General features: G+C 45.0%; 18 protein-coding genes. 3 read left to right on the top strand and 15 right to left on the bottom strand.

What is annotated here, in order from left to right:
• Positions 1-33 precede the first annotated feature (33 nt).
• From B9N78_RS05600 to B9N78_RS05575, 6 genes are all read right to left on the bottom strand, one after another.
• On the bottom strand, positions 34-954 hold the full coding sequence (locus tag B9N78_RS05600) for a M23 family metallopeptidase (RefSeq protein ID WP_245805477.1): 921 nt from the start codon (positions 952-954) through the stop codon (positions 34-36).
• Complete coding sequence (xseA, locus tag B9N78_RS05595) at positions 951-2354, bottom strand: exodeoxyribonuclease VII large subunit (protein WP_085101263.1); 1404 nt, start codon at positions 2352-2354, stop codon at positions 951-953. Before xseA ends, B9N78_RS05600 begins: the two co-directional genes overlap by 4 nt.
• Before the next feature lie 103 nt (positions 2355-2457).
• The gene (locus tag B9N78_RS05590; protein WP_085099642.1) at positions 2458-4200 is read right to left on the bottom strand and encodes a proline--tRNA ligase; all 1743 of its coding nucleotides are present in this window, start codon (positions 4198-4200) and stop codon (positions 2458-2460) included.
• A complete protein-coding gene (gene ispG / locus B9N78_RS05585) occupies positions 4201-5277 on the bottom strand; it encodes a flavodoxin-dependent (E)-4-hydroxy-3-methylbut-2-enyl-diphosphate synthase (protein WP_085099639.1) in 1077 nt (358 codons plus the stop codon).
• A 207-nt stretch (positions 5278-5484) separates the two neighbouring features.
• The gene (locus B9N78_RS05580) at positions 5485-6195 is read right to left on the bottom strand and encodes a uracil-DNA glycosylase (RefSeq protein ID WP_170921379.1); all 711 of its coding nucleotides are present in this window, start codon (positions 6193-6195) and stop codon (positions 5485-5487) included.
• Entirely contained in the window at positions 6195-6887 is a 693-nt protein-coding gene (locus B9N78_RS05575; RefSeq protein ID WP_245805476.1) for a phosphoadenosine phosphosulfate reductase family protein, read from the bottom strand. The genes B9N78_RS05580 and B9N78_RS05575 overlap by 1 nt, the downstream gene beginning before the upstream one ends.
• Positions 6888-7165: 278 nt before the next feature.
• Between B9N78_RS05575 and B9N78_RS05570 the strand changes: the two genes are divergently transcribed.
• The 3 genes from B9N78_RS05570 (at position 7166) to B9N78_RS05560 (ending at position 9311) form a co-directional block, all read left to right on the top strand.
• Positions 7166-7654 (top strand): ATP-dependent zinc protease family protein, encoded by a 489-nt coding sequence (locus B9N78_RS05570; protein ID WP_085099625.1) that lies wholly within the window; start codon positions 7166-7168, stop codon positions 7652-7654.
• Position 7655: 1 nt separating this feature from the next.
• Positions 7656-8561 carry a 30S ribosomal protein S6--L-glutamate ligase gene (gene rimK, locus B9N78_RS05565; RefSeq protein WP_085099622.1) on the top strand — a complete coding sequence of 302 codons (906 nt, stop codon included), beginning with the start codon at positions 7656-7658 and terminating at the stop codon, positions 8559-8561.
• A 135-nt stretch (positions 8562-8696) separates the two neighbouring features.
• Positions 8697-9311, top strand: a complete 615-nt coding sequence (locus B9N78_RS05560) for a hypothetical protein (RefSeq protein WP_085099619.1) — start codon at positions 8697-8699, stop codon at positions 9309-9311.
• Between the two features lie 150 nt (positions 9312-9461).
• Here B9N78_RS05560 and nifJ read toward each other — a convergent pair whose 3' ends face one another.
• The 9 genes from nifJ to B9N78_RS05515 form a co-directional block, all read right to left on the bottom strand.
• The gene (gene nifJ / locus B9N78_RS05555) at positions 9462-13010 is read right to left on the bottom strand and encodes a pyruvate:ferredoxin (flavodoxin) oxidoreductase (protein WP_085099617.1); all 3549 of its coding nucleotides are present in this window, start codon (positions 13008-13010) and stop codon (positions 9462-9464) included.
• A 242-nt stretch (positions 13011-13252) separates the two neighbouring features.
• Positions 13253-15355, bottom strand: a complete 2103-nt coding sequence (pta, locus tag B9N78_RS05550) for a phosphate acetyltransferase (protein WP_085099614.1) — start codon at positions 15353-15355, stop codon at positions 13253-13255.
• 44 nt (positions 15356-15399) lie between these two features.
• Positions 15400-15723: a hypothetical protein gene (locus tag B9N78_RS05545; protein ID WP_085099611.1), complete on the bottom strand. Its 324-nt coding sequence runs from the start codon at positions 15721-15723 to the stop codon at positions 15400-15402.
• A gap of 178 nt (positions 15724-15901) precedes the next feature.
• A complete protein-coding gene (locus B9N78_RS05540) occupies positions 15902-17440 on the bottom strand; it encodes an SLC13 family permease (RefSeq protein ID WP_085099609.1) in 1539 nt (512 codons plus the stop codon).
• Between the two features lie 194 nt (positions 17441-17634).
• Complete coding sequence (locus tag B9N78_RS05535; protein ID WP_085099606.1) at positions 17635-18954, bottom strand: malic enzyme-like NAD(P)-binding protein; 1320 nt, start codon at positions 18952-18954, stop codon at positions 17635-17637.
• 43 nt (positions 18955-18997) lie between these two features.
• The gene (locus B9N78_RS05530) at positions 18998-19552 is read right to left on the bottom strand and encodes a Fe-S-containing hydro-lyase (protein WP_085099603.1); all 555 of its coding nucleotides are present in this window, start codon (positions 19550-19552) and stop codon (positions 18998-19000) included.
• A complete protein-coding gene (locus tag B9N78_RS05525; RefSeq protein ID WP_085101257.1) occupies positions 19552-20391 on the bottom strand; it encodes a fumarate hydratase in 840 nt (279 codons plus the stop codon). The genes B9N78_RS05530 and B9N78_RS05525 overlap by 1 nt, the downstream gene beginning before the upstream one ends.
• A 3-nt stretch (positions 20392-20394) precedes the next feature.
• Complete coding sequence (locus B9N78_RS05520) at positions 20395-21132, bottom strand: fumarate reductase iron-sulfur subunit (protein ID WP_085099600.1); 738 nt, start codon at positions 21130-21132, stop codon at positions 20395-20397.
• Positions 21133-21160: 28 nt separating this feature from the next.
• On the bottom strand, positions 21161-23014 hold the full coding sequence (locus B9N78_RS05515) for a fumarate reductase flavoprotein subunit (protein WP_085099597.1): 1854 nt from the start codon (positions 23012-23014) through the stop codon (positions 21161-21163).
• Positions 23015-23020 lie beyond the last annotated feature (6 nt).

Here is a 23020-nt window from a genome sequence, read left to right as displayed (position 1 = left end):
ATTATTTCATATAGTTATTCATCTGTCTGCGTTCTAAAGACCGAGCAGCTTATCAGTATTTTTTTCAAGCAGAAAGCTTGGATCAACCAGTTTTCCCTGTACACTTGCACTCATATGCAAATGTGGTCCGGTTACTCTTCCGGTTGCTCCGATACGCCCGATAGTCTGCCCGCGTACAACCATGTCGCCTTCCTTAACATCGAATTGCGAAAGATGGAAATACATCGTAACAACCCCGTTACCATGATCAAGGTAGATACAATTACCTGCATAGTAGTGATTTTTAACAAGAATAACTTTCCCATCCGCCATTGCGCAGACATCCGTTCCTTTCGTCCCTCTGAAATCGAGTCCGCGATGAGGATTCTTTGGGATACCGTTTAAAATCCGCCTAGCCCCGTAAGGGCTTGATTCAGCACCTTTTGTCGGTTTAATAAAAGGAACAGCCCACATTTTTTTGGCAGACTGAGTCTCTTTTGCAGCTTTAACTTCTACGCTATCGTGCCTGATACGTTCAAGAACTTCTTTGGGCGGAGTTACCATTTTTTCTGGAAGAGTCAGCCGCTGCACTTTATATTTCTTATTATAAATTTTAATCTTCCGTTTAAAACTACGTTCTTTTCCATTCTCAACAACTTTTATAGTCAGATTTTTCTTACCTGCTTTATCATTAAGGACATCTGTTCCAAGCATTACAAGGGCTACATACTTTCCTTTCCAATTTTCAATTTCCGGATGGACCGCCGCTCCGAGCCAATTTACCGAAGCAGAATCCAAATTTGTATCAGAAGTTATTCTGACCAGAAAAGGTTCACCAAGTCCTGCTTTCTGGGGATAAGCCAAGGAAACAGCCGCGAATGCTGACGACGCAAAAAATAAACAGCAGACGATTACAAGGGTAAAAACTTTCATATACTTCATGGAACTTTTCAATTGAATCTCTAAAATTCTCATTTGCCTACAACCTTTGCCCGAATTTCTCCGGATTTAACTCTAACACGCAGCCCGTCACCATTCATGACTTCATCCGGGCTTCGCAAAAATGTTCCGCTCTTTTCAACTGTAACAAGACTGTACCCGCGTTCAAGAGGCATTTCAGGATCAAGCATTCGCAAGGAATTAGCCATATTGTCAAATTCAGAAAACTTATTATCCATAAAGATCTTTCCGTTTCTTTCAAGCATTGCGTAAAGATGTGATATTTCTCTATCAATACTTTCAAAATGTCTTTCATCAAGTACGCCGGTAAGTCTATATATCAGAGCCTCAAGCTCTGAAGATTTGCGATCTGTAAAAAGATCGGCAGCTCTTTTCAGTCTGAGATTTTCATCACTGAAGGAACTGAGAAGTCTATCAATTTTTTGCGAAGGTGAAAGCCATGTCAGCCCTTTTCGCAAAGTTTCAAGTCTGGAATTTCTGACTTCAAGAAAATTTTTATAACTGCGAACCAATTTGCTTTCCAGCTCATCAACGCTCTGCATAAGGGTTTCACGCCTTGGCCAGAGTTCCTGAGCGGCGTGGCTGGGAGTTGCAACCCTTTTATCCGCAACATAGTCGGCAATTGAAATATCAACTTCATGCCCGACTCCGCAGACAACCGGAACTGTCGATCTGAAAAGCGCGTCCGCAACAGATTCAGTATTAAACGCCCACAAATCTTCAAGTGAACCGCCACCGCGAATCAGCACCAAAACCTCAGCCCAGCCATCTTCGCAGACCTTATCAATGGCTTTAGCAATCTGGACAGGAGCTTTATCTCCTTGAACCAGCGTAGGATAAATCCTGATCTCGGCCCCGGTTCCACGGCCCTGCGCTATGCGCAGAAAATCCATTATAGCCGCGCCTGAAGGAGCCGTTACAACAGCTACTTTTGAAGGCGAACGGGGAATCTCCATCTTGCGATCTTCAGAGAAATAACCTTTGTCCGCCAGTTTGCGCTTCATGGCCTCAAAAGCAAGCCTTAAATCACCGACTCCATGTTCCTGAATCAGTTCTGCAATAAGCTGATATGCCCCGCGCGGCGGATAAACATTCATGTGTCCGGCGCAGAGAATCTCCATGCCGTCCTCAAGCTTAATAGTTTCCCCGGACTCAACTTCGCCTGTCAGAGGATTGATTTTCTCAGCAGTATCGCCAGTGACTCCTTCAGCCCTTTCACCTGACGCACCTCGCTGGTTGCCTTTGAACCAGACTACGGACAACCCCGCGTCGCCGTCAGTCAGCGTAAAATAAACATGACCGGATGCCGGGCGTGCCAGATTAGTGACCTGTCCTTTAACCCATATAAAGGGGAACTCGGCCTCCAAAACGTCCTTAACGGCGCGGGTAATATCACTGACTGAAAATATTCTCATATTGAGGAATTGGCCTTCGGCTATCAGAGAAGGACCTTTTTTTAAAAAAACCTTCCGCATAACTCCCCGCCAAAACAGCTTTTAGCGGGGAGATTTTTTTTAACTATAAAGAAAGACCCCATGACTGCCATATTTCTGCGCGCCACGAAGTGAATGCCTCTGCGAATCCTTCCAGCGGAAGCTCTATTTTTTCGCCTGTTTTGCGGTTCTTAGCTTCAATAATGCCGCTCTTGAGACCTTTACCGCCAAGAACCAGCTGCATCGGATAACCGATGAGATCAGCCTCAGCGAATTTTACGCCCGGTCTTTCAGCGCGGTCATCATAAGCGACATCAATGCCCATTTCCATAAGCTTTTCATAAAGTTCCGCGGCTTTTTCGTTCACAGCTTCATCTTTACCTCCGAGAGAAATCATGCAGACTTCAAACGGTGCGATGGAAGGAGGGAAAATAGCTCCGCTTTCATCATTATTCTGCTCAATTGCAGAAGCAACAATGCGGGAAACGCCGATACCGTAGCAGCCCATGACCATCGGTTTGCTTTTACCGTTTTCATCAAGAAAAGTAGCTTCCAGTTTTTTGGAATACTTCTCCCCGAGTTTGAAAACATGACCGACCTCAATGCCCTTAGTGAACTCAATTTTGCCACCGCAGTCAGGGCAGGGATCACTCTCTGTGATTACGCGAAGGTCAGCAAATTTTTCAATTTTACAATCGCGGCCAAGAGAAAGGTGCTTGATATGGGTATCAGCTTTATTTGCACCTGCAACCCAGTCGGTTGAAGCGCAAAGTTCGTGATCTGCAAAAATACGTTTAACTTTCAGCCCGACTGGTCCGGCAAATCCGACAGGAGCACCTGTCCATTCTTTCACTTCATCTTCAAGCGCAAATTCTATTTCGTTGCCGCCCATCATATTTCTAAGCTTAACATCGTTGACTTCACGGTCGCCGCGAACCAGGGCCGCAACGGGCTCCCCGTCAACTTTAAACAGCAGAGTTTTGATCAGCTTATCAGCAGAAATTTCAAGGAATGCACAGACTTCTTCAACAGTGTGTTTGCCGGGAGTTGCAACTTCTTCAATTGCAGGACACTCAGCTTTGCATGCGCATTCGCCTGCGGGTGCATTAACTTTCGCTTTTTCGAGGTTGGCAGCATATCCGCAAGTTTCGTTCTGACAAACAGCAATTGTGTCTTCACCTGTGTCAGCAAGAACATGAAATTCATGTGAAAAATCGCCGCCGATAGCACCTGAGTCAGCCTGAACAGGGCGGAAACGAAGTCCAATGCGTGAAAATACTTTTTTATAGGCTTCAAACATCAAGCGGTAAGATTCTTCTGCTCCGGCTTCATCCTTATCAAAGGAATAACCGTCTTTCATAACAAATTCACGGCCGCGCATCAGACCGAAACGAGGACGGATTTCATCACGAAATTTAGTCTGAATCTGATACAGATTAATCGGAAGCTGCTTATATGATTTAACTTCACCGCGAACAAGGTCAGTTACGACTTCTTCGTGCGTAGGTCCGAGGCAATAGTCACGGCCATGACGATCGCTGACTCTGAGCAGTTCTTTGCCATAAAAATCCCAGCGGCCCGACTCTCTCCACAAATCTCCGGGCTGAACCATAGGCATAAGCACTTCAAGCGCGTAGGCACGGTTCATTTCTTCGCGAACTATATTTGCAACCTTGTTCAAAGACTTCAGTCCTAGTGGCAGGTAATTATAGATTCCGCTGGTAACTTTGCGGATCATTCCGGCGCGCATGAGAAGTTTATGTGAAACAACTTCCGCATCGGAAGGATCTTCTTTTAATGTCGGTATGTAATAACGGCTTAAACGCATTTATTTTCCTCTTTTTTCTTCCAAAAATAATTCGATCTCTTTCATAAATTCCGGCAGAAGATTATCTGAACCATGAATTTTGCGGACAACTTCACCTTTTCTGAAAATTATGCCGAGGTCACGGCCTCCGGCAATTCCGATATCAGCTTCTCTTGCTTCCCCCGGTCCGTTGACTACGCAGCCCATAACAGCAACCGTGAAAACTTCTTTAACCCCGCGCAGATTTTCTTCAACCTGCTCCGCAAGTTCAATAAGCGCGATTTCGGTTCTTCCGCAGGTAGGACAGGACACAATTTCAGGTCCTCTTTCACGAAGTCCCAGAGAGCGCAGAATCTCCCATGCAACACCAACTTCGGCAACTGGGTCATGAGTAAGTGAAACACGCATGGTGTCTCCCAGACCTTCCCAGAACAAAATACCGAGCCCGACTGCGGACTTCACCGCGCCGCGAACAAGAGTTCCTGCTTCGGTAATTCCAACATGCTGTGGATAATCAACTTTTTCAGAAAGGAGTTTATACGCAGCAATAGTATTTAAAACTGAAGATGATTTCAGTGAAATTTTAATATCATGGAAATTTCTTTTCTCGAGAAGAGCCACATGTTCCAGTGCACTTTCCACCATTGCTTCCGGTGTGGGTCCGCCATACTTGGCAAGCAGTCCCTTGTCCAGTGAACCGCCGTTTACACCGATACGAATCGGGATTTTACGCTCTTTTGCAGCTGAAACAACTGCGTCAACTTTCTTTTCTCCGCCGATATTGCCCGGATTAATGCGCAACCCGTTAATTCCTGCGTCAATTGCAGCAAGGGCAAGGCGGTAGTCAAAGTGAATATCTGCAATCAAAGGAACCGGAGAATTTTTGCAAAGCGGAGCCAGAGCCGCAGCCGCAGCTTCATCGGGCACAGCAACGCGCACAATCTCACATCCGGCCTCAGCCAGAGCATTAATCTGCATTCCGGTAGCAAGCACGTCACGGGTATCGGTATTACACATGGACTGAACCCTGATAGGGTTGTCGCCGCCGATTCCTACATTCCCTATAAACAGTTCACGAGTCTTTTTTCTATTGATCATTTTTCACCTGATTTATTCAATTATCGCGATTAACAAAAATGCGTGAGCGAAACCATAATATATATCAGCCTCGGAGCCAACCATAGCGGCAATAAAGAAATAATAGCCTCGGCCGGCTTAAACCCTTTTGGGAAAAGGGTTTAAGAATCCCAAAACTTTTTAGTTGTGGAATGGGTATTTAAAAAAGAAACTGATTTTTTAATTATATTATTCAACCCAATTAATTTCCGGGCATTTCGCAAAGTGGTTTTCTTTTAAAAAAGAACCTTCTTTTTGGTCAAACAAACGCGGGTGATAACTTTTAAACTTTTTTGAATCAGAAATAAATGCACAGAACTCCTGCGCATCTTTTCCCCAGAGGAACCATTTAATTTGCGGGTTATTTTCTGCAATAAACCTGAGCAAGTCTTGCGAAAATGATTTCCAGACATCTGTGTGACTACCCGAATTATCAATTTTGCAGGTAAAGGCAGCATTCAGCATCAAAACACCCTGCTTTTCAAAATGACTGAAAAGTTCCGTCGGCGGCAGAACGGGAAAGCTTCCTTCGTCTATATCTTCACGAACTTTGCTGATTGCAGCAATGTCAGATGCTCCGATATAATTTTTATGCAACAACTTAAGCATATTAACCAGTGAAGCGTTCCGTTTCAAATCCGACCAGCGTTTGATATTACCGACCTCAAATGATCGCCCTGTTGCCACGCCTGATTGCGGGTATGGATCTTGTCCCAGAATGACTACTCGTACACGTGCAAGGTCAACTTGTGAAAACCGCAAAACTTTATCAGCCGGCGGAGTAAAATCAGTTCCTATTGCTGCACCGATTTTATCCAGTTGCGCCAATCTATCTGCTGTAAAAAAATTATCCCACGAACTATCTATTATATAAGTAGTATTACAAAAATTTATTTTCATTAAAAATATCCAAGCGAAGTTAACAGTTCCAGATTCTTTTCTTTATCTTTATTTCGCCCCTGCCGCTCCCCTTCACCTTCTCCCAGAACAGTGCAGGGCTGACATCCCAGCGATCTATATCCTTTATCGTAAAGTTCACAATGAGGAATTTCATGCATAGTTATAAATGACCATATATCCATTTCTGTCCACTCAAGGATTGGATTAAATACGGTGTGATCAGGATTTTCGCGATGTTCAAGAGGTTCTCTGGCAGCCCTGCTCGGGTGTTCATCACGTCTGATTCCGGTGATTAAGACCTCAATGCTTTCTTTTGCCAGAGCTTTTTGAAGCGGAATAATTTTTAAATCCCGACAGCAGGAAACCGTATCTTTTGCGATAGGATATGCTTTTATATCAACTTCAGGGCGAATCACTTTTAAATCGATATTCCAATCCTCGGCAAGATTATCCCTGAATGACATTACCTCTGGAAACTTAACCCCTGTGTCAATTGAAAAGCATAGAGGTGTCAAGATTCCTTCAGCCTTCAAAACTTCACGCCATATGGCAAGAACGACTGTGGAATCTTTTCCGCCGGTCCATGCTACCGCAATTTTTAGAGGATCATGCTCACGCAACACCCTTTTCATCTGAGCGGCAGTATCTGCTATTTTTTCATCCAGTAACGAATTAAATGTTATAATGGTCAAACGCCCCCTCCTTTGCTACGCGTGTGGCTGTTCTTGCCTGAAACTGTTTTTTTATCAAGGAAGGTTTTCTTTCACTGCTAAAGATAAAATAAGAAATTATATTCATCCGCATTTTTAATATATCTTTTTTCCTTGCATTTAAATGCGGCGACATTTATCCACTTCCTCGCTCTGATTTTCAGAGAGCCGTTAATACTATTTGCCGCAATACGTCTAATCTTGATAAGATGTCCATTCTTCATTGATTTTGCGCTTAAATGATAACCTAGGAGCACAGAGTGAAGCGACCGGACACAGTGTACGGCCGAACAATCATCGGCTGGCGGGAGTGGGCCTGTTTCCCTGAACTTGGAATTCCCGCAATTAAGGCTAAAGTTGACACAGGTGCAAAAACATCCTGCCTGCACTCTTTTCAGCAAGAATTTTTCGAGCGTGACGGTAAACGCTGGATTCGTTTCGGCATTCACCCTGCGCAGGGAAGAAAAGATATAGAACTGTTCTGCGAAGCCCCTGTCGTAGATACCCGTCGCGTAACTAATTCCGGCGGCGGAGTGGAAAAAAGAACTGTAATTATGACGCCGTTGACGATGGGCCAACTTACTTGGGAAGTAGAAGTCACATTAACCAATCGCGATACCATGAAGTTCAGAATGCTTCTGGGCCGCACTGCCATGGCGCAAAAATTAGTAGTAGATCCCAAACGTTCCTATGTTTTGGGAAAAGATTTAGCTGCTGTCCATAAAAAGATTTTAATTTCCGGAGATTGATATGAAAATAGGCATTCTTTCACGCAGAAAAGAACTTTACTCTACTTCCTCCATGGTCCGCGCCTGCGAAGAGCGTGGCCACGAAGTACAGGTAATCAATCCCTTGCGTTGCTACATGAATATAACTTCTCACAACCCGAGTATTCTTTACAAAGGTGAAGCACTTGAAGGGTTTGACGCAATAATTCCGCGCATCGGTGCATCAATTACTTTTTACGGCTGCGCAGTCGTCCGCCAGTTTGAAATGATGGGCGTATATTGCGTAAATGAATCCGTATCCATCACCCGCTCGCGTGATAAGCTTAGAAGCTTGCAACTTTTAGCAAGAAAAGGAATAGGCCTTCCTGTAACAGCTTTTGCCCATTCCACAAAATACACTGAAGACCTCATCAATGTCGTCGGGGGTGCTCCGCTTGTTATCAAACTGCTGGAAGGAACTCAGGGGAAAGGAGTCGTTTTAGCAGAAACAAAGAATACAGCGGCAAGTATAATAGAAGCTTTCAAAGGACTTAATGCCAATATTTTAGTTCAGGAGTTTATTGCTGAAGCATCCGGTTCTGACATCCGCTGTCTGGTCATCGGTGATAAGGTTATTGCCTCCATGAAACGGCAGGGACGCGAAGGAGACTTTAGATCCAACCTGCATCAGGGCGGAACAGCTTCACTTATAACCATTACCCCTGAAGAACGTTCAACAGCCGTCCGCAGTGCTAAAATTATGGGACTGGGATTTTGCGGTGTTGATATACTCCGTTCAAAACACGGTCCGGTTGTTATGGAAGTAAATTCCTCACCGGGGCTTGAAGGAATTGAAAAAACAACCGGCAAAGACGTGGCCGGGAAATTGATCGCTTTTATTGAAAAAAATGCCAAGCACGGCAAAACAAAAACTAAAGGCCGCGGTTAGCCGCAGACTTCATATTTTTTTTAAGCCGCCACTTTAGGCGGCTTTTTTATTCTTAATATAACTTAATATAACTTGGTCAATATCTTGCTTACTTAATTCATCTAGACGGCTTTAACTTCAAAAAAGGAGAATGCTATGGATGGAATTTCATCGATTGATCAGAGTATAACCGGCAGCTCAGTGGACACGAGTCAGGCTATTCAAAAAAAACAGGTACACGACGAAGAACTTATTAAATCTAAAACTCAGTCTGGCGACACGGTTATAATCTCCGCCGAAGCTATGGATCTGTTTAAAACCAAACTTGACGAATTCGGAGCAAAGGACCCTTCAGAACTCAATGATAAACAAAAAAATGAGCTGAAAGGAACCATGGATGCCTTTGCCCAAAAAAATGGTCTAGACACTTCAAACATGAAAGAAGTGCAGCCGGAAGGGGCTGGAGCTAAGAGCGAAGGAGACGCTCAGCAGGGCTCTGAAAATTCAGAAGGTTCAAAGAGTAACTCTGGCGGAGCCAAAGGGGCAAGTGCCGGAGGTGCCGGGGGAAGTGGCGCAGCTCAGGGAACCGAAACTGATTCTGACGAAATAACTGACAAAAAAAATGAAATCAGCGACGCTGAAGAAGAAATTGAAGAACTCAGAGCAAAATCATCCAGTGATGAAAAAGCTGCAGAAGAATTAAAAACTAAACAGGTTGACCTGGCCCTCCTTCAAGCCGAGCTGGCTCTCCTCGAACAGCAATCTGCGTAAGTTTACCATCTGCAATTACCAAGTAAGAACATTATAAATGCGGATTTTTATGCCGGATAAAAATCATAAAGCTAGTTTAGGCAGGTAAATAAAGCCCCCGAATTCGATTTAACGAATCCGGGGGCTTTTTAATTCATATTGAGACAGAGATTATTCGGCTGGTGATTCGGCTGAATCATCAAGTGAGTAATCAAGTTCAGAGAGCTGCTTGAGCAGTTTATATCTTTGCAGACAATCCTTTTCAATTCCGGCACGCAGTGTCTTGGAAGTTTCAGGAAGCATGCGTTCCAGCATTGCGTAACGGTTTTCACCGGAGAGAAAGTCCTGAATATTTCCATCAGGAGCTTTATATTCAACAACCAGAGGATTCTCACCGTTTTCTGCGCGGCGTGGATCGAATCTGTAAAGAGGCCAGTAACCTGATTCAACTGCAAGTTTACCTTCGTACTGGGTTTTACCCATGCCTTTTCTGATTCCCTGATTGATACAAGGTGCATATGCAATAACCAAAGAAGGACCGGGGTACGCTTCAGCTTCAAGGAATGCTTTCATTACCTGATTCTTGTTAGCACCCATGGAGACGGAAGCGACGTAGACATAACCGTAAGTCATCATCATACGTCCAAGATCTTTCTTGGCGGTCATCTTACCACCGGCTGCAAACTTGGCAACTGATCCGAGAGGTGTTGCCTTAGAAGCCTGACCACCGGTATTGGAGTACACTTCGGTATCCATTACCAATACGTTGATATCCTTACCGGAAGCAAGAACATGGTCGAGACCGCCGAATCCGATGTCGTATGCCCATCCGTCACCGCCGAAACACCATATTGATTTCTTGGTGAAGATATCTTCCTGCTCTTCAATTTCGCAAAGCAGGTCACTGCAATCAGCTTCGATAGAAAGGAGATCACGAAGTTTATCACCGTATTCAAGTGATTTCTGAGCGTCATCTTTATTTTCAATCCAGCCTGTCATGGCTTCGCGCAGGTCAGCACTCATCTCGCCTTCCATAGCCTGCTTCATCTGCATAGCTAAGCGGTTACGGCGGTTGGAGATAGCCATTTCCATACCGAAACCGTATTCAGCGGCATCTTCAAACAAGGAGTTACCCCATGCAGGTCCGTGGCCTTCCAGATTCTCGCAATAAGGAGTGGAAGGAGCAGATGCACCCCAGATGGAGGAACAACCGGTTGCATTGGCGATAATCATGCGTTCGCCGAAGAGCTGAGTCAGAACTTTCGCATAAGGAGTTTCACCGCAACCTGCGCAGGCACCGGAGAATTCAAGCAGAGACTGCTGGAACTGGCTGCCCTTAACAGTAGTGCGGGGAAGAATGTCATCCTTGAAGGAGACAATTTCAGAGAAGTCATAGTTAGGAACCTGAGCATCTGTCTGCGAAGCTATAGGTTTCATATGCAGAGCTTTGTCTTTTGCAGGACAGATATCCGCACAGTTCCCACAGCCCTGACAGTCAAGGACGTTGACCTGCATACGATACTGCAGGCCTTCAAATCCTTTACCTTTGGCTTCAACTGTTTCAAAGCTGTCCGGAGCAATTGAATGTTCTTCTTCGTTGACAAGCACAGCACGCAAAGCACTGTGAGGGCAGACGAATGAACACTGGTTACACTGAATACAATTGTCTTTGTCCCATTCAGGAACCAGAATTGCTACGCCGCGTTTTTCAAAACGGCTTGTTCCCATCGGGAAACGGCCGTCAGGTGAAAATGCGCTGACAGGAAGCTCGTCACCCTTCTGAGCAAGGATAGGTTTAACAACATCAGTGATGAATTCCGGTTCAAAGTGTTCTTCAACCGTTTCATCTTCCATGGTTGCCCATGATTCAGGATATTTAATTTCGTTGATATTGGCTTCTGCTTCATCAACAGCGGCATTATTCATATTGACGATTTTATCGCCCTTTTTGCCGTATTCGTTCTTAATTGATTCTTTAAGGTAAGCAACAGCATCCGCAAAAGGAATTACATTTGCTAATTTAAAGAATGCGGTCTGCATAATCATATTTATGCGTCCGCCAAGACCTACAGCTGCGGCAATTTTAACAGCATCAATTGTGTAGAACTTAAGATTGTTCTTGGCAATTTTGCGGCGGAGCTTTGCAGGAAGTTCAACTTCCAGATCTTCGAGTCCCATGCTGGTATTCAGCAGGAATGTTCCGCCGGGGCGGATTCCGTCTAAAAGATCATAAAGTTTAACGTAACTTGGATTATGACAAGCTATGAAGTCAGATATTTCAACGAGATATGTTGATTTGATAGGATGATCACCAAAACGCAGATGCGATACGGTGATACCACCTGATTTTTTGGAATCGTAAGCAAAGTAACCCTGCGCAAATTTATCAGTCTTATCACCGATAATTTTAATCGCCTGCTTATTAGCCCCGACAGTACCGTCTGAACCGAGACCCCAGAATTTACACTGAACAGTGCCTTCAGGAGTAACATCCAAATTCGGTCCGATTTCAAGAGAAAGACGGGTAACATCATCGTGGATACCGACAGTGTAATGATGTCTGGGAGCAATTGACTTCATGTTGTCATAGATTGCTTTGACCATGGAAGGAGTGAATTCCTTTGAACCGAGGCCGTACCGTCCGGCGTGAACAGGAAGATCAATTTTCAATTCTCTGAGAGCGGTGCAAACATCAAGGTACAAAGGATCACCGATAGCTCCGCCTTCTTTGGTGCGATCCAGAACAGTGATCTGCTGAGTGGTTGCAGGCAGTGCGCGTCCTAAGTGTTCCATTGAGAACGGACGGAAAAGTCTGACTTTTACAAGTCCGAGTCTTTCGCCCTGAGCGTTAAGGCGTTCGATTGTTTCTTCAATGGCTTCACAGCTGGAACCCATTGCAATAATAACATCTTCAGCTTCAGGATGTCCTACGTAATCAAAAAGTTTATATTTGCGGCCGGTAATATCAGCCACTTTTTTCATTGCATCTTCAACATGACCGGGAACTGCGTCTCTGTAAGGATTGATTGCTTCAAGAGCCTGGAAGTAAATATCCGGGTTCTGAGCTGTTCCTCTGGTGTGAGGATGTTCAGGATTGAGAGCACGGTCACGGAAGTCTCTTACTTTTTCCCAGTTAAGAGCACTTGCCATATCAGCGTAGTCGATAAGTTCGACTTTCTGAATTTCATGAGAAGTTCTGAAACCATCAAAGAAATGAACAAAAGGAATGTCTGATTCAATAGTTGCAAGATGTGAAACAAGTGCAAGGTCAAGACTTTCCTGCACGGAGTTAGAAGCCAGCATTGCAAATCCGGTCTGACGGCAGGCCATTACGTCCTGATGGTCACCGAAAATGGAAAGAGCGTGGCCGGCCAGAGCGCGGGCAGAAACATGGAAGACTGTGGGGAGAAGCTCGCCTGCAATCTTATACATGTTAGGAATCATCAGCAGGAGGCCCTGTGAGGCTGTGAAGGTACAGGAAAGGTTACCGGCAGCAAGAGCACCATGCAGGGCTCCGGCAGCTCCGCCTTCTGACTGCAGTTCACGAACTTCCATTGAAGTCCCGAAAATATTTTTTACACCCTTAAGAGCCCATTCATCTGCAAACTCAGCCATAGGGGATGAAGGAGTGATAGGAAAGATAGCTGCGGTTTCACACATAGCATACGCTACATATGCCGCGGCTTGGTTACCATCCATTGTTTTCATTTTCTTAGCCATTATACTTTCTCCGTGTCTTTTGGTTTGGAAGGCGTGCACCGAAAACTTTAGCATACCATTACATAGTTTGCCTACCTGTAAATATCAGCATCCCGGCAAAAATGAAGCTGACCTCATTGATCGATTGATCAAACAGTACCTTTAAAGCTGTATATAAACGCTTTAACGACTTATTACAACTATATATTGAATAGGCATTCAACAAAATTAATTTAAACATAAGATACTGAATTATTGGCTGATTAAGATTCAGACTGAGCTTGAATCGCCGTAATTGCCACAGTGTTGACAATATCACGCACCTGACACCCGCGGCTCAAATCGTTAACCGGTTTTTTAAGTCCCTGAAGTATAGGACCGATGGCAACCGAATCAGGCACAGACCTTTGAACAGCCTTATACGTATTGTTACCTGTATTAAGGTCAGGAAAAATCAAAACAGTCGCTTTGCCTGCAACGGCATTACCGGGCATAAACTCCTCTGCAGCGTAAGGGTCAACAGCAACATCATATTGAAGCGGTCCTTCCACCGCCAAATCCGGTGCTTTCTCGCGAATAATTCTGGTCGCTTCCACCACTTTATCTACATCTTTCCCTTTACTCAAAGATCCTGTTGAATACGAAAGCATTGCCACCCGTGGCTCGATACCGAAGATTCTTGCAGTCTCCGCCGAGCTGATTGCAATTTCCGCAAGCTCGCTGGCATCAGGATTAGGATTTACTGCGCAATCCCCGTAAACCATAACCTGATCATTCTGGCACATTAGAAAAACACTGGAAACTATTGATACTCCGGGCTTTGTTTTTATAAATTCAAAAGCAGGACGGATAGTCTGAGCTGTTGTAGTAACCGATCCGGAAACCATTCCACCCGCCATTCCGGTCTTGACCATCATTGTCCCGAAATACGTAGGATCACTCATACGGTCACGGGCATCTTCTTTCATAATGCACTTGTGCTTACGCAGTTCATAATAATCTTCCACAAACTTTTCAAAACAATCTGCCTTCACGGGGTCGACAATATTTATGCCCTCAAGATTGATATCAATATTTGATGCAATCTGCCTGATTTCTTCCTCATTACCGAGTAACGTAAGTGTAACAACATCCCTACGCGTCAAAATATCAGCAGCATGCAGAATTCTTTCACTTGTACCTTCAGGCAAAACTATATGCTGTTTTTTCTCACGTGCTTTATGCAGCAGGGTATGTTCAAACATAAACGGAGTAATTCTTGTAGAGACTGTTGAGACCAGCTTCTGTTGCAATTCATGAGAGTTTACACATGTTTCAAAAAGGCCGAGTGCCGACAGAACCTTAACACTGTTTTCAGGATCAATGGTTCCGTGAAGTCCCTGCACTATCTGCGCAGTTTTGTATGTATGCTCCGGGACAATTAAGATAGGTATCGGAACACCTTTCCAGCCTTCTATAAGATGATGCACGGTCATTGCCGGATGTATACCGCCTGTCAGAAGAATGCCTGATATATTCGGGTAGGCATCTGACAAGCGCGACGCCAAGCTTGCAAGAATAATATCGGAGCGGTCTCCGGGGGTGATAATAAGACTTCCCTCACCGACATACTTCAAAAAATTCTCAATATGCATTGCTGCTACAACGTAATCATTTACGGGAGTTTCCAGTCTGTCTGCTCCGTACAGGACCTTACAATCCATCCATTTTGCAACATCATTTACAGTCGGGTTTGCAAGTCGTTTATCATCAGGGATAATATATACCAGAGGTTTGTTCACAGTGATGAAGCCCGCTTTTATCCTGTCAACCAAATCACTGGAAACCTTTTTGCCGGCCCTGTTAACCATAACAGCAATAACGTCCAACCCCTTTTCCTGAAACAAATCAAATGTCCTTCTGGACAAATCACATATTTCATCTTCCTGACCTTCCATTCCGTTAAGCACAGCAAGTACAGGGCAGCCTAAATTGCCTACTACATCCATATTTATTTCAAATTCAACTGCGGCTTCAGCTCCCAAATAATCAGTCCCTTCACAAAGCACAAAATCATATTCTTCTTGGAGACTTCTGAACTTTTCAAGAATATTTTCCATTAATACTGAATTATTTCCGTCATTAATCATTCTTGTCGCTTCACTCTGAGTATAGACGTAAGTTGTTTCATACTTTTGAGGGAGTTTAAAATGGCTCAGAATTAAATCAATATCATGATCACGCCCGCCGCCAAAGCCGTCATGAATAATAGGTCTGAAAATCGCAACCTTACGAACATGGGTCAGCAGCAACTGCATTACGCCCAGCACAATAGCAGACTTTCCGCTGCGTGCTTCTGTAGCCGCTATATAAAGACAATTCGACATATTTTCTCCGGATTTAGGAAATAAAATAATACCACAATAGTTTTTTATATCATGCTTTCGTTTCTATTAGAAGGAGACTTCCCGACAGCAAACGCAGGAGGTACTGATGAGGTCCGCCATACTGCCAAGTCGTAAGTGCTACAACCAGTTGTTGCGATGAGCAGGCAAACTGTAACGTCACTGCCGGGAAAATGCTTGCGAGGCATTTTGAAGTCTCCCATGACAACGGATAAATTATCCTTTTTCCCCGCCTTGCGGGTAGCAGGAAAAAAACGGACAAACATGCAGTTGTCATACATTGTCGACCGAATATTCTTAATCTTTTCAGCTAAGAAACGCCTTCGAATAAGCAAGAGCAGAAGGGGCATTAATTTTTAGCTCTACCTAAATCCGGCTTCGGTCAAAAATTTTCGTTCTTTCAATCATAAAATTTAGTCAGCGCTAGTCCGCTACGACTCTTATCTTTTAGTAAAGTATAAAAATAATATTTCTTTGAAAAAATATTTCCGGGCGATAAAAATATCGCCCGGAAATAAGATGATTGTTTTATTTAGGCATTACAGCCCATGAAGGGAGTACATTCAGATCAACACCCCAAATTACCGGTAGGAAGTAAACAACTGAGAACGTGATTAGAATTGCTCCGAATATGTTTAACCAAAAACCGGCTGCGGCCATTTGTTTGATCGAAACACACCCGCTACCGAAAACAACTGCATTAGGCGGAGTTGCAACCGGGAGCATGAATGCGAAGGAAGCAGCAACACAAGCACCGACAATTGTTGCCAGCGGGTTAACACCCATCGCAATTGCAGCACTACCCATAATAGGTACAAGCAAGGTAGCCGTTGCGGTGTTGGAAGTTATTTCTGTCAAAAAGATTGTGATAATAACAACCAGCCCGACAAAAACAAGTAGAGTCATACCTTCAAGCATGGTCAGTCTGGATGCGATATAAGAAGCAAGTCCGGTTTTAGAAAAACCGTTCGCAATAGCTAAACCACCACCGAAGAGCAGAATAACATCCCATGGAATTTTAACAGCGGTCTTCCAGTCAAGCAGGAATTCACCTTTCTTAAAATTAGTAGGGATAGCGAACAGAACCAATGAACCGAGAATACCAATTGTTGCATCAGCAATATACTTAAAGTTAGGCCAAACTTCCTTAATAAAAGAAGCTTTGGCAACGAACCCACGGGACAGCCAGAAAGCGGCAACAATGCAACCTACGATTACTATGTACTTTTCTTCTTTGCTCATAGGTCCGAGCTTTTCAATTTCCTGATCAATAATATCCTGCCCTCCGGCAAGCTCCATTCCCTTTGTGGGAAAGAGAACCTGAGTAAGAATCCACCAGGAAACACCGATCATGATCACAGCAAGAGGAACACCGTAAACCATCCACTGTCCGAACCCGATCTGAACACCGTACATTTTGTCGACCATAGCGACCATAACGGTATTCGGAGGAGTTCCGATTATTGTACCGACACCACCCATGGATGCAGCATAGGCGATACCGAGCATTAAACATTTACCAAAGTTAGATTCAGGACCAGAAGTGGGGCAAGCTCTGAGAGTTTGTGAATCAAAGCCTGTTGCCTGCTGAATAACAGCAAGACCGATAGGAACCATCATCATTGCGGTAGCAGTGTTGGAAACCCACATTGAAAGAAAACCGGTAGCAATCATAAACCCGAGAATCATACGCCCCGGACTTGTTCCAACGGCTTTAATTGTGTGAATGGCTATGCGACGATGCAAATTCCATCTTTCCATCGTTACTGCCAAAAAGAAACCACCCATGAATAGATAAATAAGATGATTTGAATACGGCCCACATGCTGCGGCAGACTTCATAACTCCAAGAATAGGAAACAAAGCGATTGGTAATAAAGACGTTGCCGGAATAGGAATTGCTTCCGAAATCCACCAGATTGCCATCAAAGCTGTTACAGCCGCAACTTTCCAAGCTCCCGGCTCCATCCCGCTTGGCACCGGAATAAGTAACATTAAAGCAAATACAATCGGCCCCAGAAAAAAGCCCACTTTTCTGCCCTTACCACTTTCCTTTTGAGCGCTCATAGTCCCTCACTTTGCGCTTATGCAGACTGCCGGACAAGCGAATGTAACCTGTGCTCTGCTTTAAAAGCAGATTGTCAACGCACTTTGATTACACTTCGCTTAACCCTCTACGCAGACTGCTGATGCTAACATAAAGACCTCATCACCTATTTGACCTTTCCGGCTTCACCTGAAGCCGGAAAGGAGTTTTCAAGTTAGATTCCCAAATGGTAAGATTCGATAAAGTCCGTGACGCGAATTCTGGAAGCAGCCAGACGTTCGCGCAGTTCTTTCTTGTATTCTTCGATATCAAGTGTGATCTGAGCAACCCCTGTGTCCATTGCAGCCTGCGCTACAGCAGCGGATTCAAACTCGATCAAGCGAAGATCAAGCGGTTTCGGGATGATATAATCAATGCCGAACTCAAGTTTATCCACACCGTAAGCTTTGCAGACATAATCCGGAGCCGGTTCTTTTGCCAAAGCGGCAAGAGCATTGGCTGCTGCAATTTTCATTTCTTCATTAATGGTGGTTGCACGCACATCCAGCGCACCTCTGAAGATAAACGGGAAGCCGAGAACATTGTTTACCTGATTAGGGTAGTCAGAACGTCCGGTTCCCATGATTGCATCAGGTCTTGCTTCCTTAGCATCGGTATAAGTGATTTCAGGGTCAGGGTTGGCACAGGCAAAGATGATCGGCGAGTCAGCCATGGATTTAACCATATCTTTTGAGACTATGCCTTTTGCGGAAAGACCGAGGAATAAATCTGCACCCTTCATGGCATCAGCTAAATCTTTGTACTCTTTGTCAGTAGCAAAATACTGCTTCTGAGGATTCAAACCTGAACGGCTTTTGTTGATGTGCCCTCTTGAATCAAACATAGCAACGTTTTCGCGTTTAATTCCAAGTGTCATGTAGAAGTTAGTACAGGCTACTGCCGCAGCACCTGCGCCGGAAACAACAAGACGCATATCGGAGATTTTTTTACCGGCAATTTCTGCGGCATTGATAAGTCCGGCACCGGAAATAATCGCGGTTCCGTGCTGATCATCATGAAAAACCGGAATATTCATTTCTTTTTTAAGCTTCTCTTCAATATAAAAACATTCAGGAGCCTTGATATCTTCTAGGTTAATGCCGCCGAAAGTAGGCTCAAGAGCTTTTACTATTGCGCAAAGTTCATCAGGATCGGTGACATTAAGATTAATGTCGAAAACGTCCACGTCTGCAAAAACTTTAAAGAGAACCCCTTTACCTTCCATAACAGGTTTTCCGGCTTCAGGGCCGATATTACCGAGACCGAGAACAGCTGTTCCGTTTGAAACAACTCCTACAAGATTTCCGCGCCCTGTGTAGAGAAAGGATTTATCTTTGTCTTTAGCTATTTCCAAACAAGCTTCGGCAACGCCGGGGCTGTAGGCCATGGATAGATGTTTTTGAGTTGCACAGGGTTTAACCGGAACAACTTCAATTTTGCCTCTTCTGCCTTTGGAATGATAATCCAGAGCTTCCTGTTTAGTAAAAAGAGCCATAATTTTCTCCTGATTCGTCAGTTGTTTTTAAGCATACAGATAATTATAATCCTGCGGCTTTTCTGTCCGGTACAGCGTAAAGTTCTCCCCCATGACAATCATTGATGACCAGTAAAGGAAAATCTTCAACGGTCAGTTCACGGATCGCTTCCGGTCCGAGTTCATCAAAAGCGATAACCTTTGCTTCTTTGATGCACATGGAAAGAAGTGCTCCTGCTCCGCCTGTTGCTCCGAAATAAACAGCCTTATTATCTTTAAGAGCCTGTTTAACTTCATCGCTCCTTTTCCCCTTACCGATGCTGGCCTTCTGGCCGAGGCAATGCAGGCGCGGGGCATAAGTGTCCATGCGATAACTGGTGGTAGGTCCTGCTGCTCCGATCGGTCTGCCCGGAGGGGCCGGACTTGGCCCGACATAATAAACAACTGAACCTTTCAGGTCGAAAGGAAGAGGTTCTCCTTTATCAAGCAGATCCGTCAGTCTCTTATGAGCGGCGTCACGGGCAGTATAAATAGTTCCGGTAAGTTTTACGACATCACCGGCTTTAAGCTGCTCCATATCTTTATCAGTCAGCGGAGTGGTGAGTGAATACTGGGCCATTAGAGTACCACCTCCTCATGCCTTGAAGAATGACACTGGATATTAACAGCCAGCGGCAGACTTGCGATATGACATGGGCGCATTTCGATTTTTACATCAAACACAGTCGTTTTACCGCCAAGCCCCATGGGGCCGATTCCAAGTTTATTAAGATCTTCCATGAGTTCAGCTTCGAGCTTTGCGATTTCCGGATCTGGGCTGGGCGTGCCTACTTTTCTCATGAGAGATTTCTTAGCCAGAAGCGCGGAGTATTCAAAAGTTCCGCCGACACCGATGCCTACCATTGTCGGAGGACATGGATTAGGACCTGCCTCAGCAACTCTTTCGATGACAAACTTTTTAATTCCGGCCCACCCTTGTGCAGGAGCAAGCATGGTCACGCGGCTCATATTTTCAGAACCGCCCCCTTTTGCCATGAAAGTGATTTTGATTTTGTCACCGGGGACAATATCAAAATGAATGATTGCAGGAGTGTTATCTCCTGTGTTTTTGCGGGTCAGAGGATCACAGGAAGATTTCCTTAAAAATCCTTCTTCGTACCCTTTGCGAGTTCCTTCTGTGATAGCTTCACGCAGAGTCATTCCTTCAACTTTGACATCTTCACCGACATCCACAATGTAAACTGCGAGTCCGGTGTCCTGACAAAGCGGAAGTCCTGACTTTTCCGCCAGCTCCCAATTTTCTTTGATCTGCCTGAAGACTTCTTTTGCAGCCGGAGAATCTTCCGCAGCTGCACATTCTTCAAAACGCTTTCGCACGTCTTCCGGCAAGTAGCGATTCGCGCTCACGCACATCTTCGCCACAGCATCAATGACAGTTTCAGCTTTAATAGTTCGCATCATCTACTTCCTGAATATTTCCTTGATAGCGGTGATACCCATCTTACGGCGCAGGAATCCTAACTGGTTCTGTAAAGGAAGATTCTTAGGACAAACATCTTCACAGCCAAGCAGCCCCATGCAACCGAAGATTCCTTCATCATTTCCGATAATTTCAAAATAATCTCTATCTGTACGCTGGTCACGAGGGTCGACAACAAAACGGGCTACGCGGTTAAGAGCGGCCGCCCCGAGGAAGTCGTCACGCAAACGGGCAGTACCACAGGCGGAAATACAACAACCGCACTCGATACACCGTTCAAGTTCATAGATCTGTTCGGCAACATCATTTTCCATGCGTTCTTCGATAGCATTATCTTCAAATACTTTATGAGTATGAATCCATGACTCTGTGGACTGATACATTTCTCTGAACCAGGTTCCGGTATCAACTGAAAGGTCACCGATCAGTTTAAAAACCGGAAGCGGCAGCAAAGTTATCTGAGTCGGAAGATCAATAGTCTTTGTCTGGCAAGCCAGTCCGGGACGACCGTTCACAACCATGGCACATGCACCGCAAATACCAGCGCGGCAACAGAAGTCGAAGATCAGGCCGGGATCCTGTTCCTCACGCAGACGGTTAAGTGCAATGAAGAGGGTCATGTTCTCTGTCTCATCCAGAACAAAAGTCTGCATGTGCGGAACGGAACCCTTATCCTGCGGATTATAGCGGAATATATCGAATTCGAGTTTTCTGCTCATTTTATGTTCCTTGATTACTTTCAGGAGTTTATCTCTTGATCATTTTTGCTTCTATCTCAGCCTTGTCAGCCTCGATTATCTTACCTGCGCCGTAACCGCGATCTCCCGGTGGAATTTCGTACACGGGAGTAACTTCTTCATACTTAAGGTCAGGCATATCGCTGCCTTCAGGCCAGTATGCAAGAGTTCTTTTAAGCCAGTCACGGTCATTACGTTCGGTGAAGTCTTCACGATTGTGAGATCCACGGCTTTCAGTACGTTCCAAAGCAGCCTGCGCAATACAAAGGCCGAGTTTGACCTGACCGACAATCTTGAGAGCCGCTCCCATTTCGTGATTAGCTCCCACTCCATTTGAAACCAGACCGACTTTGCGAGCTTTTTCAAGAGTTCCTTTAAGAGTTTCAATGCAGGCCTTAAGGCCCGGATCATTTCTGAATACAAAGCAACCCTGCATAAGAGCTTCCTGCAACTCTCCGCGTACTTTGTAGACATTCTCGGTGCCGTTTGTTTTGTGAGCAAGGTTATAGATTCTTTCTTCCTGCTTATGGACAGCATCAGCAACAACTTTCGTTTTAAACTGAGTTTCGTAACCTTTCAGGAATTCAACTATTTTAGTCCCGATGATACCGCCTGCTACAACTGTTTCCGCAAGTGAGTTACCACCGAGTCTGTTAAACCCGTGCATATCCCAGCATGCGGCTTCCCCTGCGGAGAACAGCCCTTTAAGGCCGTAGACAGCGCCGTCTTTATTGGTACGGACTCCGGCCATTGTATAATGCTGAGTGGGACGGACAGGAATAAGTTGTTTGCGTGGGTCAACATTAAGGAAGTTTTTACAGATTTCATCAACTTCGCGAAGCTTAGTCGAAATATGTTTGTCGCCGAGATGGCGGATATCCAGCCAGAGATGTTCACCGTAAGCAGATTTAACGCCTTTACCTTGGCGCATATGATGAGTCATCCAGCGGGAGACAACATCACGGGAAGCAAGTTCTGCTTTTTCAGGCTCGTAAATGTTCATGAATCTTTCTTCATTAACATCAAGCAGTGTTCCACCGTCACCGCGACACCCTTCTGTCACCAGAATATCGGTCGGGACAATTCCGGTGGGATGAAACTGGATAGCTTCCGGATTACCGATAGGGACAACGCCTGTGTCGTGAGCGATAATATGCCCGCCGCCGTCACAGATAACAGCGTTGGTAGTGGCTTTATAGATACGACCGAAACCGCCTGTGCAGATTGCAGTAGATTTTGAGAGATAGACTTCAAGTTCTCCGGTGCGCAGACAGCGGACAACAGCTCCGGTGCAGACATCACCGTCATGGATAAGTGAGATTGCTTCTTTACGGTCTAAAACAGTAATTCCAAGCTCGGCACATCTGTTATCCATGGTACACATAACAGCATGTCCGGTTCCGTCAGAAGTATAGCAGGTCCGCCATTTAGCGGTTCCGCCGAATGAGCGTGCAGTGATCAGGCCGCGCTTCTCTTCTTTTTCTTCCTTATCAAATTTTTCTCCGCCCTTAAAATAAAAAGACTTCCCCGGAACAACTCTGTTCCAAGGCACACCCCAATGAGCCAGCCGTCTCATTTCAATAGGAGCCGCATCCGCGAAAAGCCTTGCAACTTCCTGGTCACACCCCCAGTCAGAACCGCGGACAGTATCACCGAAGTGAACATCAACACTATCGCCTTCCCCTTTAACACAGTTACCGAGCGCAGCCTGCATTCCGCCCTGCGCGGCAGAAGAATGGGATCTGCGTGCGGGAACAATGGAAAGGCAGATTACGTCAAAACCTTCCTGTGCGGCTTCAACAGCCACTCGCTCGCCAGCCAGTCCGGCTCCGATTACGAGGAGATCAGAGTAATATGTTTGCATTTAATA

The sequence above is a fragment of the Desulfovibrio gilichinskyi genome, from assembly GCF_900177375.1.
Taxonomy (GTDB): Bacteria; Desulfobacterota; Desulfovibrionia; order Desulfovibrionales; family Desulfovibrionaceae; genus Maridesulfovibrio; species Maridesulfovibrio gilichinskyi.
This window is presented reverse-complemented; position numbering and strand designations above follow the sequence as displayed.

Bases quoted from the DNA above. Each gene is read 5' to 3' on its own strand.
- B9N78_RS05560 (WP_085099619.1), top strand. From the start codon at position 8,697: ATGGATGGAATTTCATCGATTGATCAGAGTATAACCGGCAGCTCAGTG.
- B9N78_RS05540 (WP_085099609.1), bottom strand. From the start codon at position 17,440: ATGAGCGCTCAAAAGGAAAGTGGTAAGGGCAGAAAAGTGGGCTTTTTT.
- B9N78_RS05600 (WP_245805477.1), bottom strand. From the start codon at position 954: ATGAGAATTTTAGAGATTCAATTGAAAAGTTCCATGAAGTATATGAAA.
- B9N78_RS05590 (WP_085099642.1), bottom strand. From the start codon at position 4,200: ATGCGTTTAAGCCGTTATTACATACCGACATTAAAAGAAGATCCTTCC.
- rimK (WP_085099622.1), top strand. From the start codon at position 7,656: ATGAAAATAGGCATTCTTTCACGCAGAAAAGAACTTTACTCTACTTCC.
- B9N78_RS05525 (WP_085101257.1), bottom strand. From the start codon at position 20,391: ATGCGAACTATTAAAGCTGAAACTGTCATTGATGCTGTGGCGAAGATG.
- ispG (WP_085099639.1), bottom strand. From the start codon at position 5,277: ATGATCAATAGAAAAAAGACTCGTGAACTGTTTATAGGGAATGTAGGA.
- xseA (WP_085101263.1), bottom strand. From the start codon at position 2,354: ATGAGAATATTTTCAGTCAGTGATATTACCCGCGCCGTTAAGGACGTT.
- B9N78_RS05515 (WP_085099597.1), bottom strand. From the start codon at position 23,014: ATGCAAACATATTACTCTGATCTCCTCGTAATCGGAGCCGGACTGGCT.
- pta (WP_085099614.1), bottom strand. From the start codon at position 15,355: ATGTCGAATTGTCTTTATATAGCGGCTACAGAAGCACGCAGCGGAAAG.
- B9N78_RS05535 (WP_085099606.1), bottom strand. From the start codon at position 18,954: ATGGCTCTTTTTACTAAACAGGAAGCTCTGGATTATCATTCCAAAGGC.
- B9N78_RS05580 (WP_170921379.1), bottom strand. From the start codon at position 6,195: ATGAAAATAAATTTTTGTAATACTACTTATATAATAGATAGTTCGTGG.
- B9N78_RS05545 (WP_085099611.1), bottom strand. From the start codon at position 15,723: ATGCCCCTTCTGCTCTTGCTTATTCGAAGGCGTTTCTTAGCTGAAAAG.
- B9N78_RS05520 (WP_085099600.1), bottom strand. From the start codon at position 21,132: ATGAGCAGAAAACTCGAATTCGATATATTCCGCTATAATCCGCAGGAT.
- nifJ (WP_085099617.1), bottom strand. From the start codon at position 13,010: ATGGCTAAGAAAATGAAAACAATGGATGGTAACCAAGCCGCGGCATAT.
- B9N78_RS05530 (WP_085099603.1), bottom strand. From the start codon at position 19,552: ATGGCCCAGTATTCACTCACCACTCCGCTGACTGATAAAGATATGGAG.